At 65.1% G+C, this 19,348-nt stretch carries 19 protein-coding genes; 4 read left to right on the forward strand and 15 right to left on the reverse strand.

Annotated features, from left to right (window positions below; genetic code table 11):
• The first annotated feature begins 5 nt into the window (after positions 1–5).
• A complete protein-coding gene (locus tag B5J99_RS04415) occupies positions 6–311 on the forward strand; it encodes a hypothetical protein (protein WP_069050955.1) in 306 nt (101 codons plus the stop codon).
• Positions 312–314: 3 nt separating this feature from the next.
• Here B5J99_RS04415 and B5J99_RS04420 read toward each other — a convergent pair whose 3' ends face one another.
• The 3 genes from B5J99_RS04420 to B5J99_RS04430 form a co-directional block, all read right to left on the reverse strand.
• The gene (locus B5J99_RS04420; RefSeq protein ID WP_117351627.1) at positions 315–695 is read right to left on the reverse strand and encodes a hypothetical protein; all 381 of its coding nucleotides are present in this window, start codon (positions 693–695) and stop codon (positions 315–317) included.
• Between the two features lie 71 nt (positions 696–766).
• Entirely contained in the window at positions 767–1,957 is a 1,191-nt protein-coding gene (locus B5J99_RS04425; RefSeq protein ID WP_117351629.1) for a dipeptidase, read from the reverse strand.
• An 8-nt stretch (positions 1,958–1,965) separates the two neighbouring features.
• On the reverse strand, positions 1,966–2,631 hold the full coding sequence (locus B5J99_RS04430; RefSeq protein WP_054135741.1) for an MOSC domain-containing protein: 666 nt from the start codon (positions 2,629–2,631) through the stop codon (positions 1,966–1,968).
• A 212-nt stretch (positions 2,632–2,843) separates the two neighbouring features.
• Here B5J99_RS04430 and B5J99_RS04435 point away from each other — a divergent pair, with 212 nt between their 5' ends.
• The 3 genes from B5J99_RS04435 (at position 2,844) to B5J99_RS04445 (ending at position 5,472) form a co-directional block, all read left to right on the forward strand.
• On the forward strand, positions 2,844–3,929 hold the full coding sequence (locus tag B5J99_RS04435; protein WP_245991744.1) for an RcnB family protein: 1,086 nt from the start codon (positions 2,844–2,846) through the stop codon (positions 3,927–3,929).
• 129 nt (positions 3,930–4,058) lie between these two features.
• Positions 4,059–4,739 (forward strand): 2OG-Fe(II) oxygenase, encoded by a 681-nt coding sequence (locus B5J99_RS04440; RefSeq protein WP_054135743.1) that lies wholly within the window; start codon positions 4,059–4,061, stop codon positions 4,737–4,739.
• A 217-nt stretch (positions 4,740–4,956) separates the two neighbouring features.
• Positions 4,957–5,472, forward strand: coding sequence for a c-type cytochrome (locus B5J99_RS04445; RefSeq protein WP_054135744.1), 516 nt, complete (start codon positions 4,957–4,959; stop codon positions 5,470–5,472).
• Positions 5,473–5,661: 189 nt separating this feature from the next.
• On the opposite strand, the gene hemA is transcribed toward B5J99_RS04445, so the two are convergent.
• From hemA to bchB, 12 genes are read right to left on the reverse strand one after another with little or no spacing between them, the layout of a single operon-like run.
• A complete protein-coding gene (gene hemA / locus B5J99_RS04450) occupies positions 5,662–6,882 on the reverse strand; it encodes a 5-aminolevulinate synthase (protein WP_054135745.1) in 1,221 nt (406 codons plus the stop codon).
• Positions 6,883–6,899: 17 nt separating this feature from the next.
• The gene (puhE, locus tag B5J99_RS04455; RefSeq protein ID WP_069050958.1) at positions 6,900–7,688 is read right to left on the reverse strand and encodes a putative photosynthetic complex assembly protein PuhE; all 789 of its coding nucleotides are present in this window, start codon (positions 7,686–7,688) and stop codon (positions 6,900–6,902) included.
• 3 nt (positions 7,689–7,691) lie between these two features.
• Positions 7,692–8,780, reverse strand: coding sequence for a magnesium-protoporphyrin IX monomethyl ester (oxidative) cyclase (gene acsF / locus B5J99_RS04460; protein WP_211337876.1), 1,089 nt, complete (start codon positions 8,778–8,780; stop codon positions 7,692–7,694).
• Positions 8,781–8,811: 31 nt separating this feature from the next.
• Positions 8,812–9,105, reverse strand: a complete 294-nt coding sequence (locus B5J99_RS04465; RefSeq protein WP_054135747.1) for a hypothetical protein — start codon at positions 9,103–9,105, stop codon at positions 8,812–8,814.
• Between the two features lie 13 nt (positions 9,106–9,118).
• Positions 9,119–9,628 (reverse strand): photosynthetic complex assembly protein PuhC, encoded by a 510-nt coding sequence (gene puhC / locus B5J99_RS04470; protein ID WP_054135748.1) that lies wholly within the window; start codon positions 9,626–9,628, stop codon positions 9,119–9,121.
• Positions 9,625–10,257 carry a photosynthetic complex putative assembly protein PuhB gene (gene puhB, locus B5J99_RS04475; protein ID WP_231684041.1) on the reverse strand — a complete coding sequence of 211 codons (633 nt, stop codon included), beginning with the start codon at positions 10,255–10,257 and terminating at the stop codon, positions 9,625–9,627. Before puhB ends, puhC begins: the two co-directional genes overlap by 4 nt.
• Positions 10,254–11,027: a photosynthetic reaction center subunit H gene (gene puhA, locus B5J99_RS04480; RefSeq protein ID WP_069050959.1), complete on the reverse strand. Its 774-nt coding sequence runs from the start codon at positions 11,025–11,027 to the stop codon at positions 10,254–10,256. Before puhA ends, puhB begins: the two co-directional genes overlap by 4 nt.
• 27 nt (positions 11,028–11,054) lie before the next feature.
• The gene (locus B5J99_RS04485; protein WP_117351631.1) at positions 11,055–12,488 is read right to left on the reverse strand and encodes a BCD family MFS transporter; all 1,434 of its coding nucleotides are present in this window, start codon (positions 12,486–12,488) and stop codon (positions 11,055–11,057) included.
• Complete coding sequence (bchM, locus tag B5J99_RS04490; RefSeq protein WP_054135751.1) at positions 12,485–13,180, reverse strand: magnesium protoporphyrin IX methyltransferase; 696 nt, start codon at positions 13,178–13,180, stop codon at positions 12,485–12,487. Before bchM ends, B5J99_RS04485 begins: the two co-directional genes overlap by 4 nt.
• Positions 13,180–14,073 carry a ferredoxin:protochlorophyllide reductase (ATP-dependent) iron-sulfur ATP-binding protein gene (bchL, locus tag B5J99_RS04495; protein WP_054135752.1) on the reverse strand — a complete coding sequence of 298 codons (894 nt, stop codon included), beginning with the start codon at positions 14,071–14,073 and terminating at the stop codon, positions 13,180–13,182. Before bchL ends, bchM begins: the two co-directional genes overlap by 1 nt.
• Before the next feature lie 15 nt (positions 14,074–14,088).
• The gene (locus tag B5J99_RS04500) at positions 14,089–17,721 is read right to left on the reverse strand and encodes a magnesium chelatase subunit H (RefSeq protein ID WP_117351632.1); all 3,633 of its coding nucleotides are present in this window, start codon (positions 17,719–17,721) and stop codon (positions 14,089–14,091) included.
• Positions 17,711–19,348, reverse strand: a complete 1,638-nt coding sequence (bchB, locus tag B5J99_RS04505; RefSeq protein ID WP_117351634.1) for a ferredoxin:protochlorophyllide reductase (ATP-dependent) subunit B — start codon at positions 19,346–19,348, stop codon at positions 17,711–17,713. Before bchB ends, B5J99_RS04500 begins: the two co-directional genes overlap by 11 nt.

Raw genomic sequence — 19,348 nt, forward strand, 5'->3', positions numbered from 1 at the left:
TGGGCATGGATATCAACAAGACCGTGCTTGAGGCGATCGCCCTGCGCAAATGTCTGGAAGCGACCTACAACCGCACCCGCATCCGGCTTGCGCCGCACATTCTCTATACGCGCCACGACCAGCTGTACCTGGATGGCGTGACGCTGGAGCGCGACGGCAAGCCCCCGCGCGAGATCAAGGTCGGCGCGTTCAAGCTCGACGGCCTGAACGATCTCGCGCTGACCGACCGTCTGTTCGATCCCCAGCCGGTGTTCAACCCTCGCGAAGATCGCTACCAGGGCAACACGCTGTTCGCGGTCGAGATGGCCTGAGGCCTACTGCCTCTCGACGCTCAGCGAGGCGTCGTCGATCGTCAGGCTGAGCCGGCGCGGATCGCGCGCGGTATCGATCAGGAAGACATGAGGCCCGCTGGCGGCGAGGATGGCATCCATCGCCTTTTCGAGCGGGATCTGCACCTTGGGGATGCGCGCACAGTCGCACGACACCTCGACCACGTTCTTGCCCGAGCGCACCACCGTGATCGTCACCCCCGATTTCGATGAGCCGCGCGCATCCGAGATGATGTCGCCTTCATAGGTGCCCGCGACCATATCGGCGAGATCAGGCTTGCGCTCGGGCGTTGCCGCGATAGCCGCCGACGCGGGCAGCAATGCCGCCAGCAACAGGGTCAGAACCCGGATCCAATATGCGCGCATCGCCTTGCCCTCCCTCGAACAGCGTTCACCAGCCATAGCCGCGATTGCGGCCCGCCGATTGGACAATCGCGTCACCTCTTCGCCGCGACGCGCTCCACCTCGGCCATCACCCGCAGCACATTGCCGCTCCAGATCTTCTCGACCTCGGCGGGCGTCAGCCCGCGCGCGAGCAGCGCCTCGGTGATCCGGGGAATTTCGCTGATCTGGTTGAGCCCGATCACCCCGCCACCACCATCCCAGTCCGCACCGATCCCGACATGATCAACACCGACGAGGTCGATGCAATGGAAGATCGCCTGCATGTAGCGGTTGAAATCGGTGTTCGATCGCGGCTCGGCAGCGTTCGCTGCGGCCCATCGCGCCATCAGCGCAGCGCGTGCCTCGGGTGCTAGGTCAGCTGCGGCTGCCATCTGCGGGAGCAGCGCCTCGACCGTCGGACGCGGCTTGTCGGGCGAAAGGAACAGGCTGTTGATCTGGATCACCCCGCCCTTCGCCGCGAGCGCCTTGAGCCGGGCGTCGTCGAGATTGCGCGGATGATCGTGCAGCGCCTTCGGGCCCGAATGCGACAGGATGATCGGCGCCTTTGAAAGCTCGAGCATCTGATCGAAGCTGCTGTCGGCCGCGTGGCTGGCATCGATGATGATGCCCAGCCGGTTGGCCTCGCGCACCCACGCCTTGCCCAGTTCGCTCAGCCCCCCGTGCACCGCTTCGCCATTGGTCGAGTCGGCAAGCTGGTTGGTGCCGTTGTGCACCGGACCCGCCATGCGCAGGCCGAGCTGATGGAAGGCCTCCAGATTGGCAAGATCGGTGCCCAGCGGGTAGCTGTTTTCCATCGAGATATAGACGATGCGCTTTCCGGTCGCGGCGATAAGGCTGGCATCGGCGGCGGTGGTGGCGATGGCGAAGCTCTGCGGATTGGCGGCGACGAAATCGTGGATCTGGTGCAGCCGTTTGAGCGCATGCGCCAGCGCGCGGGCATAGCCCTCCGCGTCATTGGGCCCCTGGTCGGTATAGATCACCCAGAAGCCGCCATCGAGCCCGCCCTCGATCATCCGGGGCAGATCGACCTGGGTGCTGTCGTGCAGCACATCGTGCCGATCGGTGATCCGCCAGCCGGGCCGGTCCAGATTGGCGGGGCTGTCGAGATGGGTGTCGAGCGTCAGCACGCTGTCGTGCACGCGCGCCGCATCGGATGCGTCCTGCGCGGCAAGCGGCCCGGCCAGACAGGCCAGCGCCAGTAACGGGAGGGTTCGCAGCGTCATGGTCCCTTTCAATCCGCCAGCGCCGCGGCACGCTTGCGCCAGTCTGCCGCCAGCTGCGGCAGATCGGCGAGCGCGCGCACCGCTTCGGGCTCTGCCTTGTACTGCCCGCCGACGAGCAGCTTGAACACCCGGTCGACGGTCCACGCAGACGGGCCCTGCTCGACCAGCCGCATGACGTCGCCCGACTGCACCCGCCCGGGCTCAAGCACGCGATAATAGAAGCCGCAGCGCGCGGTGCGCACGATCTCTGCCATCACCGATTGTTTGCCCGACACGCCAAAGCGGTGATCGAGCTTCCAGCAGGGCTGGCGTCCCTTGGTCAGCTCGACCAGCGCCTCTCCCAGCCGAAACCTGTCGCCGATACGCATATCGGTTTCGACCAGCCCGCGGGTCGAGATGTTCTCGCCAAAGGCGCCGGGCTTCTGCAGCAATTTGTGCGAATCCAGCCGCTGCTGCCAGAAGCTGTAGTGATCGAAGGGATAATGGTGGATCGCCATGTCCGGACCGCCATGGTGGACGGTGTCGGCGACCGCATCTCCGACAAATCCAAGCTCGCCCAGCATTACGGGGCCGGTGACTGGTTGACGCGCGATGGCGCTCATCGTGCCGTCTTCACGAAAGGGGCGGGGCGTGCCGGTGAGCAGCGCCAGGATGCGGACCGCGTGCGAACTCATGCAGCATCCAAGCTAACCCCGTGCGCGGGGGGACGCAACGCAATTCAACCCCCGATGTGACGGGGTTTTACGATGCTGAACCTGTGATCAATCGATCGGTTAAGCTGGGGGTCAGCAAGAGGCTGATAGATGGGCAACATCACAACCGTCCTGTGCCGCGTGGTTGCCGACACGATTGCCCAGGCCATTTTCGAAAAAGGTCGACTATGGTCATGTCCAGTTCCCCAACCACACATCCGCCCTCTCCGGCGATTGCCCCTGCCGAATATGCGCGCCCGCTGGGCCATCGCCTGTCGGGCAAGTTTCACCGCATGCCCCTCGTGCTCGCGGGGCTTGCCATCGCCAGCCTGCTGCTCCCGCTCGCGCAGGCCGACGCGGCGGTCATCGAGCCGATCGCGCAGGATGCCGGCATCGCGGCACACGCCGGGCTGCAGCCGGTTGCGCAGCAGCGCGAGGGACGGCGCGGCGGCGGCGAATTTCGCGGCAATCGCGGTGGCGGCGGTCGCGAGTTGCGGGGCGGCGGCGGTGGCGGCGGACGCGAGTTCCGCGCGCAGAACCGCAGTGCCATCGGCAGCGCGCGCATCGACACCCCGCGCGAATTTCGCCAGGAACGGCGCGGCGACCGCCAGGACTTCCGTCAGGAACGTCGCGGCGACCGCCAGGATTTCCGTCAGGAGCGCCGCGGCGACCAGCGCGACTTCCGTCAGGAACGCCGCGCCGATCGTCAGGACTTGCGCCAGGGCGAGGTCACACGCCCCGAGTTCCGCGCCGACCGGCGGGACGATCGCCGCGAATTCCGTCAGGACCGGCGGGGCGACGTCCGCGACTTTCGCACCGACCGCCGCGATGATCGCCGCGACTTCCGCCAGGACCGCCGCGCCGACAACCGTGATTTCCGCGACAACCGGCGTGGCTGGGACGACCGCCGCGGCTACAGCAATCGCGGCTGGGACAACCGGGGCTGGAACAGCCGCGGCGGGCGCGGTGGCAACTGGGATCGTGGATGGCGCAACGACCGGCGCTATGACTGGGTCGGCTTTCGCAACCAGAACCGCAATTTCTTCCGCGCGGGTCGCTATTATCCGCCGGTGCGGGGATGGGGCTATCGCCGGCTGGGCATAGGCTTCACGCTGGGCGCGCCGTTCTTTGCCAACAACTTCTGGATCAACGATCCATGGGCCTATCGCCTGCCGCCCGCTTACGGCCAGCTGCGCTGGGTCCGCTATTTCGGCGATGTGCTGCTGGTCGATATCTATACCGGTCAGGTCGTAGACGTAATCCCCGACTTCTTCTGGTAAGCACCTGACCCTTCGAGGCTGCGACACACCCCGCCCGCCGGAGCAATCCCGGCGGGCGATGTCGTCTCCTCACCCTGGCCTGGCCCATGCGACTTGACTTGCCCGTAAGGCTGCGCACAACGACACGGCATGATCGCGGACTTTTTTCATCGCAGACAGCTGGCCCGGATCGGGCGCGAGGTCGGCGCCCGGCTGGATGCGCACCCGCGCGTGCAGCGCATCACCTTCGACGACGTCAAGGTGCCGATGCAGGTCTATTGCTATCAGGACTTTCTCAGCAAGGCCGAATGCAGCGACCTGATCCGCATGATCGATGCCGATGCGGTGCCATCGGAGCTCTATCGGTCGGACCAGGAGAACGACAGCCTGTTCCGCACCAGCTACAGCTGCAATCTCGACCGCTGGCATCCCGATGTGCTGCGAATCGACGACCGCATCTGCGGGCTCACCGGCATCGATCCGCGCCGTGGCGAAACGCTGCAGGGCCAGCGTTATGCCAAGGGCCAGGAATTCAAGCCGCACCACGACTATTTCCACACCACCCAGTCCTATTGGCAGCGCGAGCGCAAGTCGGGCGGGCAGCGCAGCTGGACCGCGATGGTGTTCCTCAACGAACCCAAAGGCGGCGGTGAGACCGGATTTCCGCACCTCAGCTTCAAGATGATGCCGCGCACCGGCATGCTGCTGATCTGGAACAACATGGCGCCCGACGGGACCCCCAATCCGAACCTGCTGCACAGCGGCAACCCGGTGACCGCCGGCACCAAATACATCATCACCAAATGGTTCAGGCGGGGATTCTGGATGTGACGCGCGCCCGCCGTGGCTGGAACCATCGCGCAACGGATTGTCGTAAAAGCCCGGAAACTGGCCCCGATCTGCGGTTTTTTTGTCACGCGGGCGGCAATCGGTGAACAAAATTCTTCATCTGGCGTTCACAAATTGGCTTGCCTACTTTTCAACCTGTGCAGTCCGTCTATATTGTCGGGTGCTTGAGGGCGAATGTCGCCGAGCAAAAGGAGAGTTCATGTCCAGATTGAATGCACTGCGCTATTCCGGCGCCTTTGCCGGTCTCGCGCTGCTGGCCGCCTGCTCGGGCGGCAGCGAAACCCCCAAGGCAGAGGAAGAAGCCGCCGCACCGGCTGCTGAAGCCCCCGCCGCGACTCCGACGCCTGCTGCTGCCGAAGCACCGGCTGCTGACAACACCGATACGCTGGACGGCAAGAAGTTCGCCGACATGACCGGCAATGCTGCTGAAGGCGAGAAGGTCTTCATCCAGTGCAAGACCTGCCACGTCAAGGAAGCCGGCCAGAACCGTGTCGGCCCCTCGCTCGCTGGCATCGTCGGCCGTGCAGCCGGAACCGTCGAAGGTTTCAACTACTCGCCCGCCAACAAGAACAGCGGCATCACCTGGACCCCGGAAAAGCTGTTCCAGTATCTGGAAAAGCCCGCCCGCGTCGTACCCGGCACCAAGATGGTGTTCGCAGGCCTTCCCGATGCGCAGAAGCGCGCGGACGTGATCGCCTATCTGCAGCAGCCCTGATCGATCCGATCAAGGCATCTGCCGACAGACAAAAGGCCGTCCCTCGCGGGGCGGCCTTTTTCTTTGGGCAGCGTCGCAACCACGTCAATCGTCACCCCCGCCAAGGCGGGGGTCCCGCTCGCTGGCGACGTTGGCGCCAAGGCAGGATTCCCGCGTCTGCGGGAATGACGATGCGGGTAGACTACCCAATCATGCCGCCACCGCACGCCGGGCCAGCTCGCATTGCGACCAGATGTCGCTCAGCGCGTGGATCAATTTGTCGATATCGCCATCGCTGTGCACCGGCGATGGCGTGATGCGCAGCCGCTCGGTGCCCTTGGGCACGGTGGGATAATTGATCGGCTGCACATAGATGCCGTGGTTGTCCATCAGCCAGTCGCTGATGCGCTTGCACTTGTGCGGATCGCCGACCATCACCGGGATGATATGGCTGGGGTTGTCGAGATGGGTGATCCCCATCAGGTCCAGCCGCTTGCGGACCTTGGCGACGCGATCCTGATGGCGCGCGCGTTCCATCTGGCTGGTCTTGAGGTGACGCAGGCTGGCAGTGGCTCCGGCTGCAAGCGCAGGCGGCAGCGCGGTGGTGAAGATGAAGCCGCTGGCAAAACTGCGGACAAAATCGCACAGCGCCGACGAGGCCGCGATATAGCCGCCCATCACGCCGATCGCCTTGCCCAGCGTGCCTTCGATCACCGTGATCCGGTCCATCAGGCCTTCGCGCTCGGCAATGCCGCCGCCGCGCGGACCATAGAGGCCCACCGCGTGGACTTCGTCGATATAGCTCATCGCACCATGCTTTTCGCAGACGTCGAGGATCTCGGCGATCGGCGCGATGTCGCCGTCCATCGAGTAGACGCTTTCGAACGCGACCAATTTGGGACGGCCCGGCGCGATGCCGGCGAGCAGCCGGTCGAGATCTTCCGGATCGTTATGCTTGAACTTGAGACACTCGGCGCGGCTGTGGCGGATGCCCTCGATCATCGAGGCATGGTTGCCCGCGTCCGACAGCACCACGCAATTGGGCAGCTTGGCCGCCAGCGTGCCCAATGCCGCCCAGTTGGAGACATAGCCCGAGGTGAACAGCAAGGCCGCTTCCTTGCCGTGCAGATCGGCGAGCTCGGCTTCCAGCAGCACATGGTGGTGATTGGTGCCCGAGATGTTGCGCGTGCCGCCGGCGCCCGCGCCGCACTGGTCGAGTGTGTCGTGCATCGCCTTCAGCACATCGGGGTGCTGGCCCATTCCCAGATAGTCGTTGGAGCACCACACGGTGACTTCGTCGGTGCCTTCTTCGGTATAGCGCGTGGCGTGCGGAAAGCGGCCGCGATGGCGTTCCAGCTCAGCGAAAATCCGATAGCGTCCCTCATCGCGGATCGTATCGATTTCGCTCTGGAAAAAGCCCTCATAATCCATAACCACTCTCCTTCTTCTTATCCTTGCTGGTTGCCGGGAAGTGCCCAGCGCCACAGCGCACCGTCCCTGAACGGCAGCGCGAGAAACAGGTGCTCGAGCGAACCCAGCGCTGCGAGCGTGAACACCAGGGTGGCACTGACCGCAGCGAAGCTGTCCGCCGGAGCAGCAAGCGAGCGCATCCCCAGATACATAGACAGCGCGAGCAGCGCCACAAGGCTGAATGCCAGCGCGCCATGCAGGCGGCGCGGGCCGAAATAGGTCTTCAGATACTCCAGATGCCCCGGCATGATCTCGTCGCTCATGTTGGGCACCCCGACAAACAGGTTGAGCTTGGCCGAAAGCCGAAGCGCGAACAGCAGCGTGAAGATCACCGTGCCGGTCGGGTTGGCGCTGTTCCAGGTCAGCGAAACCAGGATGATCATCACCGCGGCGATCGCCAGCTCGTGATAGATCAGCGTCGCCGCCGCCTCGGAAAACCGCCGCCAGCCGCGCGCCAGCGGATCGCTGACGGTCCGCCGGGGCCCGGCGACGATGCCGGTGAGGAAGGTCAGCTCAAGCCAGCCCCAGATCACCAGCGCCGCGCCGAAGCTGATATAGGCGTCCATCGCATCGGGACCGGACGGGCCATGACCGTGCCCGACATAGACGATCACGCACAGGCAGATCCCGGCGGCAAAGCCTGCCCAGGAGATGCTGCGCGCAAAGGTCTGCTTGCCGCGGTTGGCCAGCCAGGCAACGACGCCCGTGCTGCCGAACCATGCAAACAAAACCACCAGAGCGGGCAGGATATGGCCGTACAGGCTCATGCCTTACCAGGCCGGCTGCAGGCGGATGGTGGCAGGCAGACGGTTGGGCTTGCCGGGCATGAAGTACATCCGCGCGAACGCCGTGCCCGCACCGATCATGCCGCCGGCGCGCTGGACGAGGCCGCCCAGGCCGCCCTTGGCCTTGCCTTCCGCGATCCGGTCCGATGCCATGCGCAGCTTTTCCATCTGTACGCGCAGCGCCGGATTGTCGGTGTCGATCTCCACCGGGAAGACCTGGCGGCTGATCGCGGTGCAGATCTTGAACACCTCATAGTCATATTCGGTGGGTTTCACGCCCAAAGCGGCGTGGAACACTGGGCGGCTGTGATCGCGCACGTACATCGTGGCATAGACCGACAGGATGAAGAACTTGATCCAGTACTTGTTCATGCCCTTGAGCAGCTTGGGATCGGCGTGCAGCAGCATCGCGAACGCCTCGCCATGGCGGAACTCGTCGTTGCACCACTGCTCGAACCAGTTGAAGATCGGGTGGAAGCGGTTTTCCGGATGCTTGGCCAGATGCCGGAAGATCGCGATATAGCGCGCATAGCCGATCTTCTCCGACAGATAGACCGCGTAGAAAATGAACTTGGGCTTGAAGAAGGTGTACTTCTTGGTCTTGGTGAGGAAGCTCAGGTCGATGCCGATCCCGGCGTCCTTGAGCACCTCGTTGATGAAGCCGGCGTGGCGGCTTTCATCGCGTGCGAGCAGCTTGAACAGCTTCTTCACATCGGGGTTCTTGGTCCGCCGCGCGATTTCCGCATAGAGGATGCAGCCCGAAAATTCCGAGGTCAGCGAGCTGACGAGAAAATCGATGAACTCGCGGCGAAGCTCGGGTTCGAGCGATTCGATGACGCCATCGAACGATTCGCTGCGGCGGAAATGCGCCTTGTTGGGGTCGCCTTCCATGTCGGCCATCAGCTGGTCCCACTCGGCGCGCACCAGGCTGACGTCGATCGCGTCGAGCGCGTCGAAATCGGTGGTGTAGAAACGGGGGCTGAGCACAGTCTCCTGCGTCGCCAGCTCCATCGTATCCGGAACATCCGGCAGCGACGCCCGTCCGGCCGCCCTGACCTTTGCCTGCATGTTCATTGCACCACTCCCGTTGTCATCTGAACAGCGCTCACCACCGGCTGGTGGTAAAGCTTACCTCGTAAAGTTCCTTGAGCTCGCCCATGGCGGTCAGCTTCGTCCATGCGCGCAGCAATGGACCTGCTGGCTGCACCGTTGCCATGCGCTGGATCAAAATGGATTCGCCAAAACCGACTATTATCGGTGCACCATGCACGCGGACCTTGTCGCCCGGCTGGATGGCGACATCGCCCTCCAGCTCGACATGCGCGTGAAAATGCGCCTCGCTTTGCTCCACCGCGATGCGGCAGGGCGTATCGAACGAAGGCTCGCGGAGCAGTCCCATCAGTTGGCGCCCCTCACTTGAGCAACGCTTCGAACGTGGTGCGATTGGTCGGCCCGAACGCGCCCAGTTCGACGATGCGGTTGGTCGCGGTGTCGGTGAGCGAGAGAGATCCGTCGCTCCAGTGGTTGAGCTCATAGGGCGCCAGCATCGGGATCGAGCGCTTCTGCCGCTCGCGTCCCATGCCGCGCAGAACGCCGCGAATGAAACCGCTGCCTTCCTCGCCATAGACGTGCACGGTAGCGCCACTGGTCGCATCGGTGACCACCACGGTGCCCTTGGGGCCATCGGCGAACTGCAGCACGCGGCTCGACAGCGCGGTCGCGGCTTCCGCCGAACGTACCTCACTGGCCGATGGCGACGGCGCGATCCAGCCGAGCTGGGTCGCGCTGGTCAGCGCCAGGGTCACCAGCACCACGCCGCACGCCATCACCAGCGCGCCTTTGGGCACGGTGTTTTCATGGCTGTGCCCATGGCCGTTGTAGTTGTTGGCAGCACTGGGGGCGCTGTGCGGTGCGGTGGTCATGCGATGGCTCCCTGAAGCCCGGCGGGCATCGTTTCGGCAGATTTCGACGGGGCTTCGGCCGCGCGATCCACCGGTGCGATCGCAGCGACCGCGCGGGCAAGCCGCTCGCCGACCACGGCAGCATCGGGCAGCGCGCGCAGCATCGGCTGCGGGTTGCCGAGCTTCCACGGACGGGCATGCGGCCAGAGCACCAGATAGCCCAGTTTGTGCGGGCCGATCAGCTGCAGCGCCAGATCGCCCTCCACCGGACCCAGCGGACGCAGATTGGCGCCACCGATCTTGGCCAGCGGTAGGTTGATGCACATGTTGAGCGCGACGCCGACGCGCAGCACGACGCGCCTGCTGGTCAGCGTGTACACCGTGGTCCGCGCGACCGCCCAGGCATAGAGCATCAGCAGACCGATGCCGACCGCGCCCGCGATGATCGTCGCGATCACGCCGCTGGTGCTGCCGTTATAGATCGCCAGAGCCACCAGGACCGCGAAGTACAGGCCGACGATGCGGGTGAAGAACGCGCTGCGGGCAAGCAGCCGCCATTCGGGCGAGCCCTGCCAGAGGAGCGTTTCGCCCTCCGGCAGCTCTCCGGGCAGACCCCGGACCGGCTCGTCATCATATTCGGTGATGATCATATCAGCGGCTCCTGCCGGGCGCGGTTAGCGTAGAGGTAACCGCCGCCGAAATATCCGGAGATCTTGTCTTCCTCATAGCGGCTGATCTGCCCGGGGGTCTCGACCTGCGGGCAACCGGCGAACTGCCCGGCGTTGATCGCGTCGACCACGATCTGGCGTGCGGACTTGCGGATCTTGGCCATCGGCATCGGGGCGAGCGCGTGCACACCCTCTGCGGTGACGACTTCAAGATAGCGCACCTGGTGCTCGGAGCGATCGACCCAGATTTCCGCCACGGTGCCTGCGACCGCGCCATCTGCGCCGATCACGGTCATGCCGCGCGGATCGGGATCGCCGCGTGCGATCGAGAAGCTGGGTTCAAGCGCCATCGGAACGATGCGGTTGTTGCCGAAGGCGTCGATGTCCGGAAGGCGGCTGCGCTCGGCATAGGCCGACGGGCCGATGCAATCGGTGAGCGGGTTGCCGGTGGGCACATAGGGTGCTCCGGGGAACGGGCTCATCCGGCGTCCGGCGATCTCGAACGGCTCCTTGCCGATGGTCGGCGTGCTGACCGTGCCGCGGCCGAAAGGCAGCTTGAAGGTCTTGGGGGAGGCGTGCAGCAGCGGCCCGCCCATGCCCAGCGAACGCCCGGTCAGGTCGTCCTCCAGTGGAAAGCCCTCTCGCCGGTCCTCTCGCCGAAGATAATAGATCAGACCGATGAAAAAGAGCACGAACGCCCAGAAAGCGATCGATGCGACATCGATATTGCCCACGATATTGCCGTTAAACATGGCGCTTACCTCTCTTCTTCAAAACCTTCATGTCGGAAACTCGGTGAGACCGAACCGCGATTGCGGAGCGGCGGTATCGACCTGTTGGCCCCCGACAAGCGGGCCAAGCACGATCATGGTAACAAGCAGCAGAATGATCTCGATCAGGTACACCGTGCCATAGCCGGTGGCGCGATAGGCCAGGGTCGCACCGATCTGGTCAGCCAGCGCGAGCGCGGAGACCCCGTCGCGGATCAGCCCGCCCGCCGCGATCGCCAGACCCGATGCGCTGGCCTGGACCGCGCCCCAGGCACCCAGCGCGAGGCCAGATCCCTTGTGCTGGCCGCTGCCGGCGATGGCCATGATCGCGCTGAGCGTGCCGACCGAAAACAATCCCGAACCCATGCCGATGGCAAGCGCGCCTGCAAACACCAGCGCGCTGGCATCGAGCGGCGCTGCAAACAGCAGCATCGCGAAGGCCAGCATGCCGACCACAGCGCCAAAGCCCGCGAGCCGAAGCGGATCCGCGCCCGCGCTGAGGCGGCGCGCGGCAAAGGCGAAGCTCAACAGCATGCCGAACGCCCACAGCCCGGTGAGGATCGTGGTGGCGCCCACCGACATGCCCAGCACCTCGCCGCCGAACGGCTCGAGCAGCACGTCCTGCATGCTGAACGCTGCGGTACCGCAGCCGATCGCGACCAGCAGCCGGGCGTTGCGGGCCTCTGCGGTGAATTCGCGCCAGACCACCGAGAATTTGGGGGTCGGGCGATCGGGCCGGGTGGTCGATGGCGCACGCGCCTCCTGCTTCCACAGCGCGATGATGTTGAGCGCCATGGTGAACATCGCCGCGCCCTGGACGATCGCGACCAGCCGGGTGGCCGAGAAATCGGCGAGCAATGATCCCATGATGAACGCGGCCATCATCATGCCGACCAGCAGCATCACGAACATCAGCGCGACGACGCGGGGCCGTGTTTCTTCGGGAGCCAGATCGGTGGCGAGCGCAAGGCCTGCGGTCTGCGTGGTGTGCATGCCGAGCCCGGTGAGCAGGAAGGCCAGCGCGCCTGCGATCAACCCGACGGTGAACGTATCGCCGCGCGACAGCAGCAGCAGCGCGAACGGCATGATCGCAAGCCCACCGAACTGGAGCAGGGAGCCGAACCAGATATAGGGCACCCGGCGCCAGCCGAGCATCGACTTGTGGTTGTCCGACTTGTGGCCGATCAGCGCGCGGAACGGGGCGACCAGCAACGGGATCGCGATCATCAGCGCGACCAGCCAGGCGGGCGTGCCCAATTCGACGATCATCACGCGGTTGAGCGTGCCGTTGAGGAGCACCGTCGCCACGCCGACCGTCACCTGGAACAGCGACAGGCGCAGCAGGCGGCCCATCGGCAGCTCCGCGCTCGCCGCATCGGCGAACGGCAGGAACTGCGTCCCCAGGCCCGCGAAGAACCGTGTCGAGGCGCCGGCAAGGCTCATCCGCGCGAGACCATCATCGCATGGCTGGTGTAGAAGCCGCTGACGATGCGTTCGCTCGCGGCGATGCCGTGGCTGGGGAGACGCTGGGCAAGCAGTCTCGTGAGCCTAGCTTCGGCAACCGGGACGATCGCGGGTGCGCGATTCGATCTGGGAAAGAGTTTCCCGGTGGCATGCATCGCCGCGAGCAGAGGTGTCCGCGGTGCGAAAGTGAAGGCGATGCTCGGCGCGCGCTGGGCCAGCGAGGCCAGCACGTCGACGATATCGCCGGTCTGATAGTGGATCAGCGAGTCCATCGCGACGACATGGTCGAACTGGCCCAGCGTGGGATCGAGCATGTCGCCCACCCGCCAGTCGATATCGAGCCCCGAAGGTGCCCGCTCGCGCGCGACCTCGACCAGCCCGCCCGAGATGTCGATCGCGGTAACGTGCGCGCCCAATTGCGCTGCCGCCACGGCGAGTGCGCCGGTGCCGCAGCCGGCATCGAGGATGCGCTTGCCGGTGAGGTCATAGGGCAGCCAGTCGAGCAGCATGGCGCGCATCCGGTCGCGGCCCGCGCGCACGGTGGCGCGGATGCCGCTGACCTTGGCGTCCGAGGTCAGATCGACCCAGTTCTGCCGCGCGGTGCGATCGAAGTAGGTTTCGAGACGTCCACGATAGGTGTCGTAGCTGGAGCGGGGAGCGTGGCTGGCCATCATTCGAATCCTAAGAATTCGAAGATGTCGCGGTCCTTCATCGGCATCGCGTCGAGCGCGTCGGTGCCCGCCCACAAGGTGGCGGCCAGCCGCAGATACTCGGTCTTCACCGCCTCGATCTCGGGGGTCGAATCCATCTCGAAGATGGTGCACTTTTTCAGGCGGCTGCGACGGATCGCATCGAGATCGGGGAAATGCGCCAGGCGCTTGAGGCCGGTCGCCTCGTTGAACCGGTCGATCTCGTCAGTCGCAGCCGAACGGTTGGCGATGACGCCCGCCATGCGCACGTCGTAGTTCTTCGACTTGGCCTTGATGGCGGCGACGATACGGTTCATCGCGAAAATGCTGTCGAAATCGTTGGCGGCAACGACCACCGCGCGCTCGGCATGCTGCAGCGGAGCGGCAAAGCCGCCGCACACCACGTCGCCCAGCACGTCGAAGATCACGACATCGGCATCTTCGAGCAGATGGTGCTGTTTCAGCAGCTTGACCGTCTGGCCGACGACATAGCCGCCGCAGCCGGTGCCTGCGGGAGGTCCACCCGCTTCGACGCACATCACGCCGTTGAAGCCTTCGAACATGTAATCCTCGGGCCGCAGCTCCTCGGAGTGGAAATCGACCGTTTCGAGCACGTCGATCACCGTCGGCATCAGCTTCTTGGTGAGCGTGAAGGTGCTGTCATGCTTGGGATCGCAACCGATCTGCAGCACGCGCTTGCCCAGCAGCGAGAGCGCGGCCGAGAGGTTGGAGGAGGTCGTCGACTTGCCGATGCCGCCCTTGCCATAGACGGCAAACACCTTGGCACCGGTGATCTCGTCGCGCGGGTCGAGCGCAACCTGGGTGCTGCCTTCCCCGAAACTGGGCGGCGCGTGTCCGTGGTCCAAAAGGCTCATATCAATACTCTCCCGTCATTCTGCTGCGATCAGGCCTTCCAGCCTGTCTTCGATATCGTCCGCGGCGGCGCGAAGCGCTGCCAGGGTTGCGGCATCCGGTTCCCACAGCCGGCGGTCGCATGCTTCCAGAAGGCGTTCGGCAACGCGTGCCGAGGCCTTGGGATTGAGAGTGGCCAGACGCGCGCGCATGGCATCGTCGAGCACATAAGTTTCGCTGATCTGCTGATAGACCCAGGGCGCGACCTGGCCAGTGGTGGCCGACCAGCCCATCGTCGTGGTGACATGGCCCTCGATCTGGCGCACGCCCTCGAAGCCGTGCTTGAGCATGCCTTCATACCATTTGGGGTTGAGCATCCGGGTGCGGGTTTCGCGGTCGATCTGTTCGGACAAAGTGCGCACCTTGGCCGGGCCTTCGGTCGCATCGACGATGTAGACAGGCGCTGCCTTGCCGCCGCGAGCGCGGGTGACCGAGCGGCTGACCCCGCCCAACGCATCGACATACTGGTCGATATCGGTGACGCCCAGTTCCACCGAGTCGAGGTTCTGATAGGTGAACTCGACCGAGGACAATGCGCTTTCGAGCAGTTCGCGGTGCTTCACCGGTGCGCCCGAGCGGCCATAGGCATAGCCCTTGTGGGTCTCGAACGCTTCGGCAAGCTCGTCGGGATCGGCCCAGGCACCGCCGTCGATCATCATGTTGACCTGCGCGCCATAGGCACCTTCAGCGTTGGAAAACACGCGCAAGCTCGCGGTTTCCATGTCGCAGCCTATCTTGGCGGCATGCGCCAGAGCATGCTTGCGCACGAAGTTGAGCGTTTCGGGCTCGTCGGCGGTGGCAGCCAACCACGCTGCCTCGGCGATCATCCGGGTCTGAAGGGGTAAAAGATCGCGGAAGACGCCGGACAGCGTGGCTATCACGTCGATGCGGGGACGGCCGAGCTCGGCCAGCGGGATCAGTTCGGCCCCTGCCAGGCGGCCGTAGGAGTCGAAGCGCGGGCGCGCGCCGAGCAGGCACATGACCTGCGCGATCTGCGTGCCCTCGGTCTTGAGATTGTCGGTGCCCCACAGCACCATCGCGATGCTTTCGGGCACCGGATCGCCCGCTTCGGCATGCCGCGCCAGCAAAGCTTCGGCCTGGACCGTGCCGGTGGCGCAGGCAAAGGCGCTGGGGATGCGGAAGGGATCGAACCCATGGGTGTTGCGCCCGGTGGGCAACACCTCGGGGTTGTGCAGGATGTCGCCGCCAGGAGCGGGACGGACATAACCTCCGTCGAGTGCATGAACCAGCGCGCCGAGCTCGTCATTGGCCGAGAGCTTGGCATCGAGCTCGGCGCGAGTGGCGCCGTTGTCGGCAGCTGAGAGCGCATTGAGGAACGCCTCGCGTTCCTCGCCTTCGAGCTGGCTGCCCAGCACGTGCAGGCCGAAAGGGATCAGCGCACGTTCGAGTTCATAGAGGTTGCCCGCAAGTGCTGCGATGTCAGACCCATCGATATCGAGCGCGGTCGCCGCATCGCGGATCATGATCTCGAGCGCGGCGCGTTCGACGCCCTCGCCTGCCAGCGCCCGCCAGCGCTCGACCAGCGCCTTCAGATCGGCAAAGCCCTTGTACAGGCCTGCTTCGGCGAGCGGCGGGGTGAGATACGACACCAGGGTCGCACCCGAGCGGCGCTTGGCGATGATGCCTTCCGAAGGGTTGTTGGCGGCGTAGAGGTAGAAATTGGGGACGGTGCCCAGCAGCCGGTCGGGCCAGCAATCGCCCGAAAGGCCTGCCTGCTTGCCCGGCATGAACTCGAGCGCGCCGTGGGTGCCGAAGTGCAGCATGGCATCGGCGCGGAACTCTTCGCGGATCCAGCGATAGAAGGCGGCAAAGGCGTGCGTCGGCGCGAAATCGCCATCGAACAGCAGCCGCATCGGATCGCCTTCATAGCCGAAGCTGGGCTGGACGCCGACGAACACGTTGCCGAACTGCTTGCCGAGCACATGGATCGACCAGCCATCGCTGTTCAGCTTGCCGGGCGCGGGGCCCCACTGCTTTTCGATCGCGCGCAGGTGCGGCTCGTTGGTGACATGGTCGTCGGTCGAGATCCGCACCGCGACATTGGCGTCCGATCCGAAGCGTTCAGAATTGCCCTTGAGGATCGCATCGCGCAGGCCATCGACGGTCGCCGGCGGCGCACAGTCGTACCCTTCTGCCGCCAGCCGGTGGAGCGTGGCGTGCAGCGATTCGAACACCGCAAGGTGCGCCGCGCTGCCGGTGGCACCGGCGTTGGGCGGGAAGTTGAACAGGATGATCGCCAGCTTGCGCTTGGCGCGCTGAGACCGGCGCAGCGCCACCATCCGCTCGACCTTGGCGGCCAGCATCTCGGCGCGCTCGGGACAGCTCTGCATCGCGCGCATCGCATCGGGGGCGGTGAACAGGCAGTGGCGTTCGCAGCCATCGCAGGGCTCGCCCGCGCCATCCGAGCGGCCACCGAAGACATGCGGCATCACCGCACCATCGAGCTCGGGGATGGCGACCATCATCGTCGCTTCGAGTGGCAGCAGCCCCTGGTGGCGGTTGCCCCATTGCTCGAGGCTCTGGAACTCGATCGGATGCGCCGCGATGTACGGCAGGTCCATGCCTGCGAGCACTTCCTCGGCAGCAGCGGCATCGTTATAGGCGGGGCCGCCGACCAGCGAAAAGCCGGTGAGGTTGATCACGGCATCGACCACGGGCTTGCCATCGCGGACCAGGAACCGGTCCATCGCCGGGCGCGCGTCCAAGCCGCTTGCAAACACAGGGACGACATCGAGCCCGCGCGCTTCCAATGCTGCGATCACGCCATCGTAATGCGCGGCATCCTTGCCCAGCAGATAGGAGCGCAGCAGCACCAGCCCGACCGTTCCGGTCGCCTTGGGGTTGCGCGGCAGCGCTCTGGCATCCTCGGTGATCCGTTCCGCGATTGCGGGGTGATAGAGGCCAAGCTCGGGATATTCGCGCGGCGCCTGTGCGGGCGTGGTGCCCTTGAGTGCAGCGCGTTCGCCTGCGGCATAGCGGTCGATCAGGCCGCGGATCATCGAGACGACATTGTCGTCGCTGCCCGCCAGCCAGTATTGCAGCGTCAGGAAATAATGCCGCACGTCCTGCGCGGTGCCGGGGATGAACTTGAGGATCTTGGGCAGGCGGCGCAGCATCTTCATCTGCCCCGCGCCCGAGCTCGCACCCGGCTTGGAGGAGCCGCGCAATTTCTTGAGCAGCGCCAGCGGGCCGCGCGCGGGCGCGTCCATCCGATAGCCGCCCATGCGGGTCAGCTTGACGATATCGCCTGCGGACATCAGCCCGAGCATCGCATCGCACTGCTCGCGCCGGGCTTCCAGCGCGGGGTGGATGGCGCGGACATGGTCCTCGAGGAACAGCATGGTGGCGATGACGATGTCGGCGCGGGCAATGTCGGCGCGCGCGGCATCGATCGCACCGGGGTCACGGTCCCAGTCGGCGGCGGCATGGAAGCCGATCGACAGTCCCGGCATGTCCTTGACCAGCACCGCCTCGGCCCGGTCAACCGCGCCCGACAGATGGTTGTCGAGCGTGATGAACACCACGCGGATCGCGGCGGAGCGGCCGTTTGCATGCTGAGAGGCCGCTGGGGGGTTGGCTCTACCGGGCATAATGCGCCTTTGCATCGTACAGCGTGTCTATCGTGATGGAGGCCAGCCCACGCTCAGCAGCATAAGCCTCAGTGTTGCGTCGCGCCTTGCCACGCACAAAGAAGGGAATTTTCTTGAGTTCGGTCTCCGCCTCGGCGGTCCAGCGGGTCAGCTCGAGCACGTCTCCATGGGCAGCAGGGCCATGGGCGGCGGGTATCGACGCTGCAGCTGAAGCCAATACCGGTTCATGGGCAGGTTCAACGTGACGGTCTTCCTTAGGAAGCGAAACGACCGGGGCATTCTCGACAGTCCCATGCGCCAGATGGCTCGCGCCAGCGCCATCATGGAACTCCGGATCATCGCGGAACATCGTCAGCAGATGCTCTTCCAGCCCCATGACCAGCGGATGCACCCAGCTGTCGAACAGCACGTTGGCGCCTTCGAAACCCATTTGCGGGCTGTGCCGGGCGGGGAAATCCTGGACATGCACTGGGGCCGAGATCACCGCGCAGGGGATCGACAGCCGCTTGGCGATGTGGCGTTCCATCTGCGTGCCCAGCACCAGTTCGGGGTGCGCGGCGGCGATGGCGTCCTCGACCTCGAGATGATCGTCGCTGATCAGCGGCTCGACGCCATGTTCGGCGGCGGCAGCGCGGATATCGCGAGCGAATTCGCGGTTGTAGCAGCCCAGGCCGCAGACCACGAAGCCCAGCTCGTCGCGTGCCACGCGGGCAGCAGCGATGGCGTGCGTCGCATCGCCGAAGATGAAGACGCGCTTGCCGGTGAGATAGGTCGAGTCGACCGAGCGGCTCCACCACGGCATCCGGGCTTCAGCCAGGTTCAGCGCGGGCGCCGGATCGACCTTGGCGAGGCTTGCGACTTCGCGGATGAAGTCGAGCGTCGCGCCATGGCCAATGGGGATGGTCTTGGTGAAGGGCTGCTTGAAGTTCTTCTCCAGCCAGCGCGCGGCGGTATCGGCGATTTCCGGATACATGACGATGTTGAAATCAGCCTCACCGATCCGGGCTATGTCAGCCGCGCTCGCCCCCATGGGCGCGGTGACGTTGATCTCTATGCCGAGCGCAGCCAGTATCTTCGCTATCTCGACGATATCGTCGCGGTGGCGAAAACCCAGTGCGCTCGGCCCAAGCAGGTTCGCTTTGGGACGCGGAGAACCTGCCTGGCACGGTGCGGGGCGGGAGGAATCCCCGACCGCGAGAGTTCTGACAATCTGGTAGAAAGTCTCCGAGGCGCCCCAGTTCTCCTTGCGGGAGTAGCTGGGCAGCTCGAGTGGAATGACGGGAATGGGCAACCGCATCGCCTGGGCCATGCCGGCGGGGTCGTCCTGGATCAGTTCGGCAGTGCACGACGATCCGACCAGCAGTGCCGCCGGATTGAAGCGCGCCACGGCATCGCGCGCGGCGGACTGGAACAGCTCGGCCGTATCCTTGCCCAGATCGCGCGCCTGGAAGGTGGTGTAGGTGACCGGCGGGCGCTTGCCGCGGCGCTCGATCATCGTGAACAGGAGGTCCGCATAGGTATCACCCTGCGGCGCGTGCAGCAGATAGTGCACATCCGTCATGCCGGTCGCGACCCGCATTGCCCCTACATGAGGAGGCCCTTCATAGGTCCAGACCGATAGCTGCAT

Source organism: Blastomonas fulva, from assembly GCF_003431825.1.
GTDB lineage: Bacteria > Pseudomonadota > Alphaproteobacteria > Sphingomonadales > Sphingomonadaceae > Blastomonas > Blastomonas fulva.

Excerpts from the sequence above, each read along its gene's own strand:
- B5J99_RS04415 (WP_069050955.1), top strand. The coding sequence starts at position 6 with ATGGATATCAACAAGACCGTGCTTGAGGCGATCGCCCTGCGCAAATGT.
- B5J99_RS04420 (WP_117351627.1), bottom strand. The coding sequence starts at position 695 with ATGCGCGCATATTGGATCCGGGTTCTGACCCTGTTGCTGGCGGCATTG.
- B5J99_RS04425 (WP_117351629.1), bottom strand. The coding sequence starts at position 1,957 with ATGACGCTGCGAACCCTCCCGTTACTGGCGCTGGCCTGTCTGGCCGGG.
- B5J99_RS04430 (WP_054135741.1), bottom strand. The coding sequence starts at position 2,631 with ATGAGTTCGCACGCGGTCCGCATCCTGGCGCTGCTCACCGGCACGCCC.
- B5J99_RS04435 (WP_245991744.1), top strand. The coding sequence starts at position 2,844 with ATGTCCAGTTCCCCAACCACACATCCGCCCTCTCCGGCGATTGCCCCT.
- B5J99_RS04440 (WP_054135743.1), top strand. The coding sequence starts at position 4,059 with ATGATCGCGGACTTTTTTCATCGCAGACAGCTGGCCCGGATCGGGCGC.
- B5J99_RS04445 (WP_054135744.1), top strand. The coding sequence starts at position 4,957 with ATGTCCAGATTGAATGCACTGCGCTATTCCGGCGCCTTTGCCGGTCTC.
- hemA (WP_054135745.1), bottom strand. The coding sequence starts at position 6,882 with ATGGATTATGAGGGCTTTTTCCAGAGCGAAATCGATACGATCCGCGAT.
- puhE (WP_069050958.1), bottom strand. The coding sequence starts at position 7,688 with ATGAGCCTGTACGGCCATATCCTGCCCGCTCTGGTGGTTTTGTTTGCA.
- acsF (WP_211337876.1), bottom strand. The coding sequence starts at position 8,780 with ATGAACATGCAGGCAAAGGTCAGGGCGGCCGGACGGGCGTCGCTGCCG.
- B5J99_RS04465 (WP_054135747.1), bottom strand. The coding sequence starts at position 9,105 with ATGGGACTGCTCCGCGAGCCTTCGTTCGATACGCCCTGCCGCATCGCG.
- puhC (WP_054135748.1), bottom strand. The coding sequence starts at position 9,628 with ATGACCACCGCACCGCACAGCGCCCCCAGTGCTGCCAACAACTACAAC.
- puhB (WP_231684041.1), bottom strand. The coding sequence starts at position 10,257 with ATGATCATCACCGAATATGATGACGAGCCGGTCCGGGGTCTGCCCGGA.
- puhA (WP_069050959.1), bottom strand. The coding sequence starts at position 11,027 with ATGTTTAACGGCAATATCGTGGGCAATATCGATGTCGCATCGATCGCT.
- B5J99_RS04485 (WP_117351631.1), bottom strand. The coding sequence starts at position 12,488 with ATGAGCCTTGCCGGCGCCTCGACACGGTTCTTCGCGGGCCTGGGGACG.
- bchM (WP_054135751.1), bottom strand. The coding sequence starts at position 13,180 with ATGGCCAGCCACGCTCCCCGCTCCAGCTACGACACCTATCGTGGACGT.
- bchL (WP_054135752.1), bottom strand. The coding sequence starts at position 14,073 with ATGAGCCTTTTGGACCACGGACACGCGCCGCCCAGTTTCGGGGAAGGC.
- B5J99_RS04500 (WP_117351632.1), bottom strand. The coding sequence starts at position 17,721 with ATGCCCGGTAGAGCCAACCCCCCAGCGGCCTCTCAGCATGCAAACGGC.
- bchB (WP_117351634.1), bottom strand. The coding sequence starts at position 19,348 with ATGCAGCTATCGGTCTGGACCTATGAAGGGCCTCCTCATGTAGGGGCA.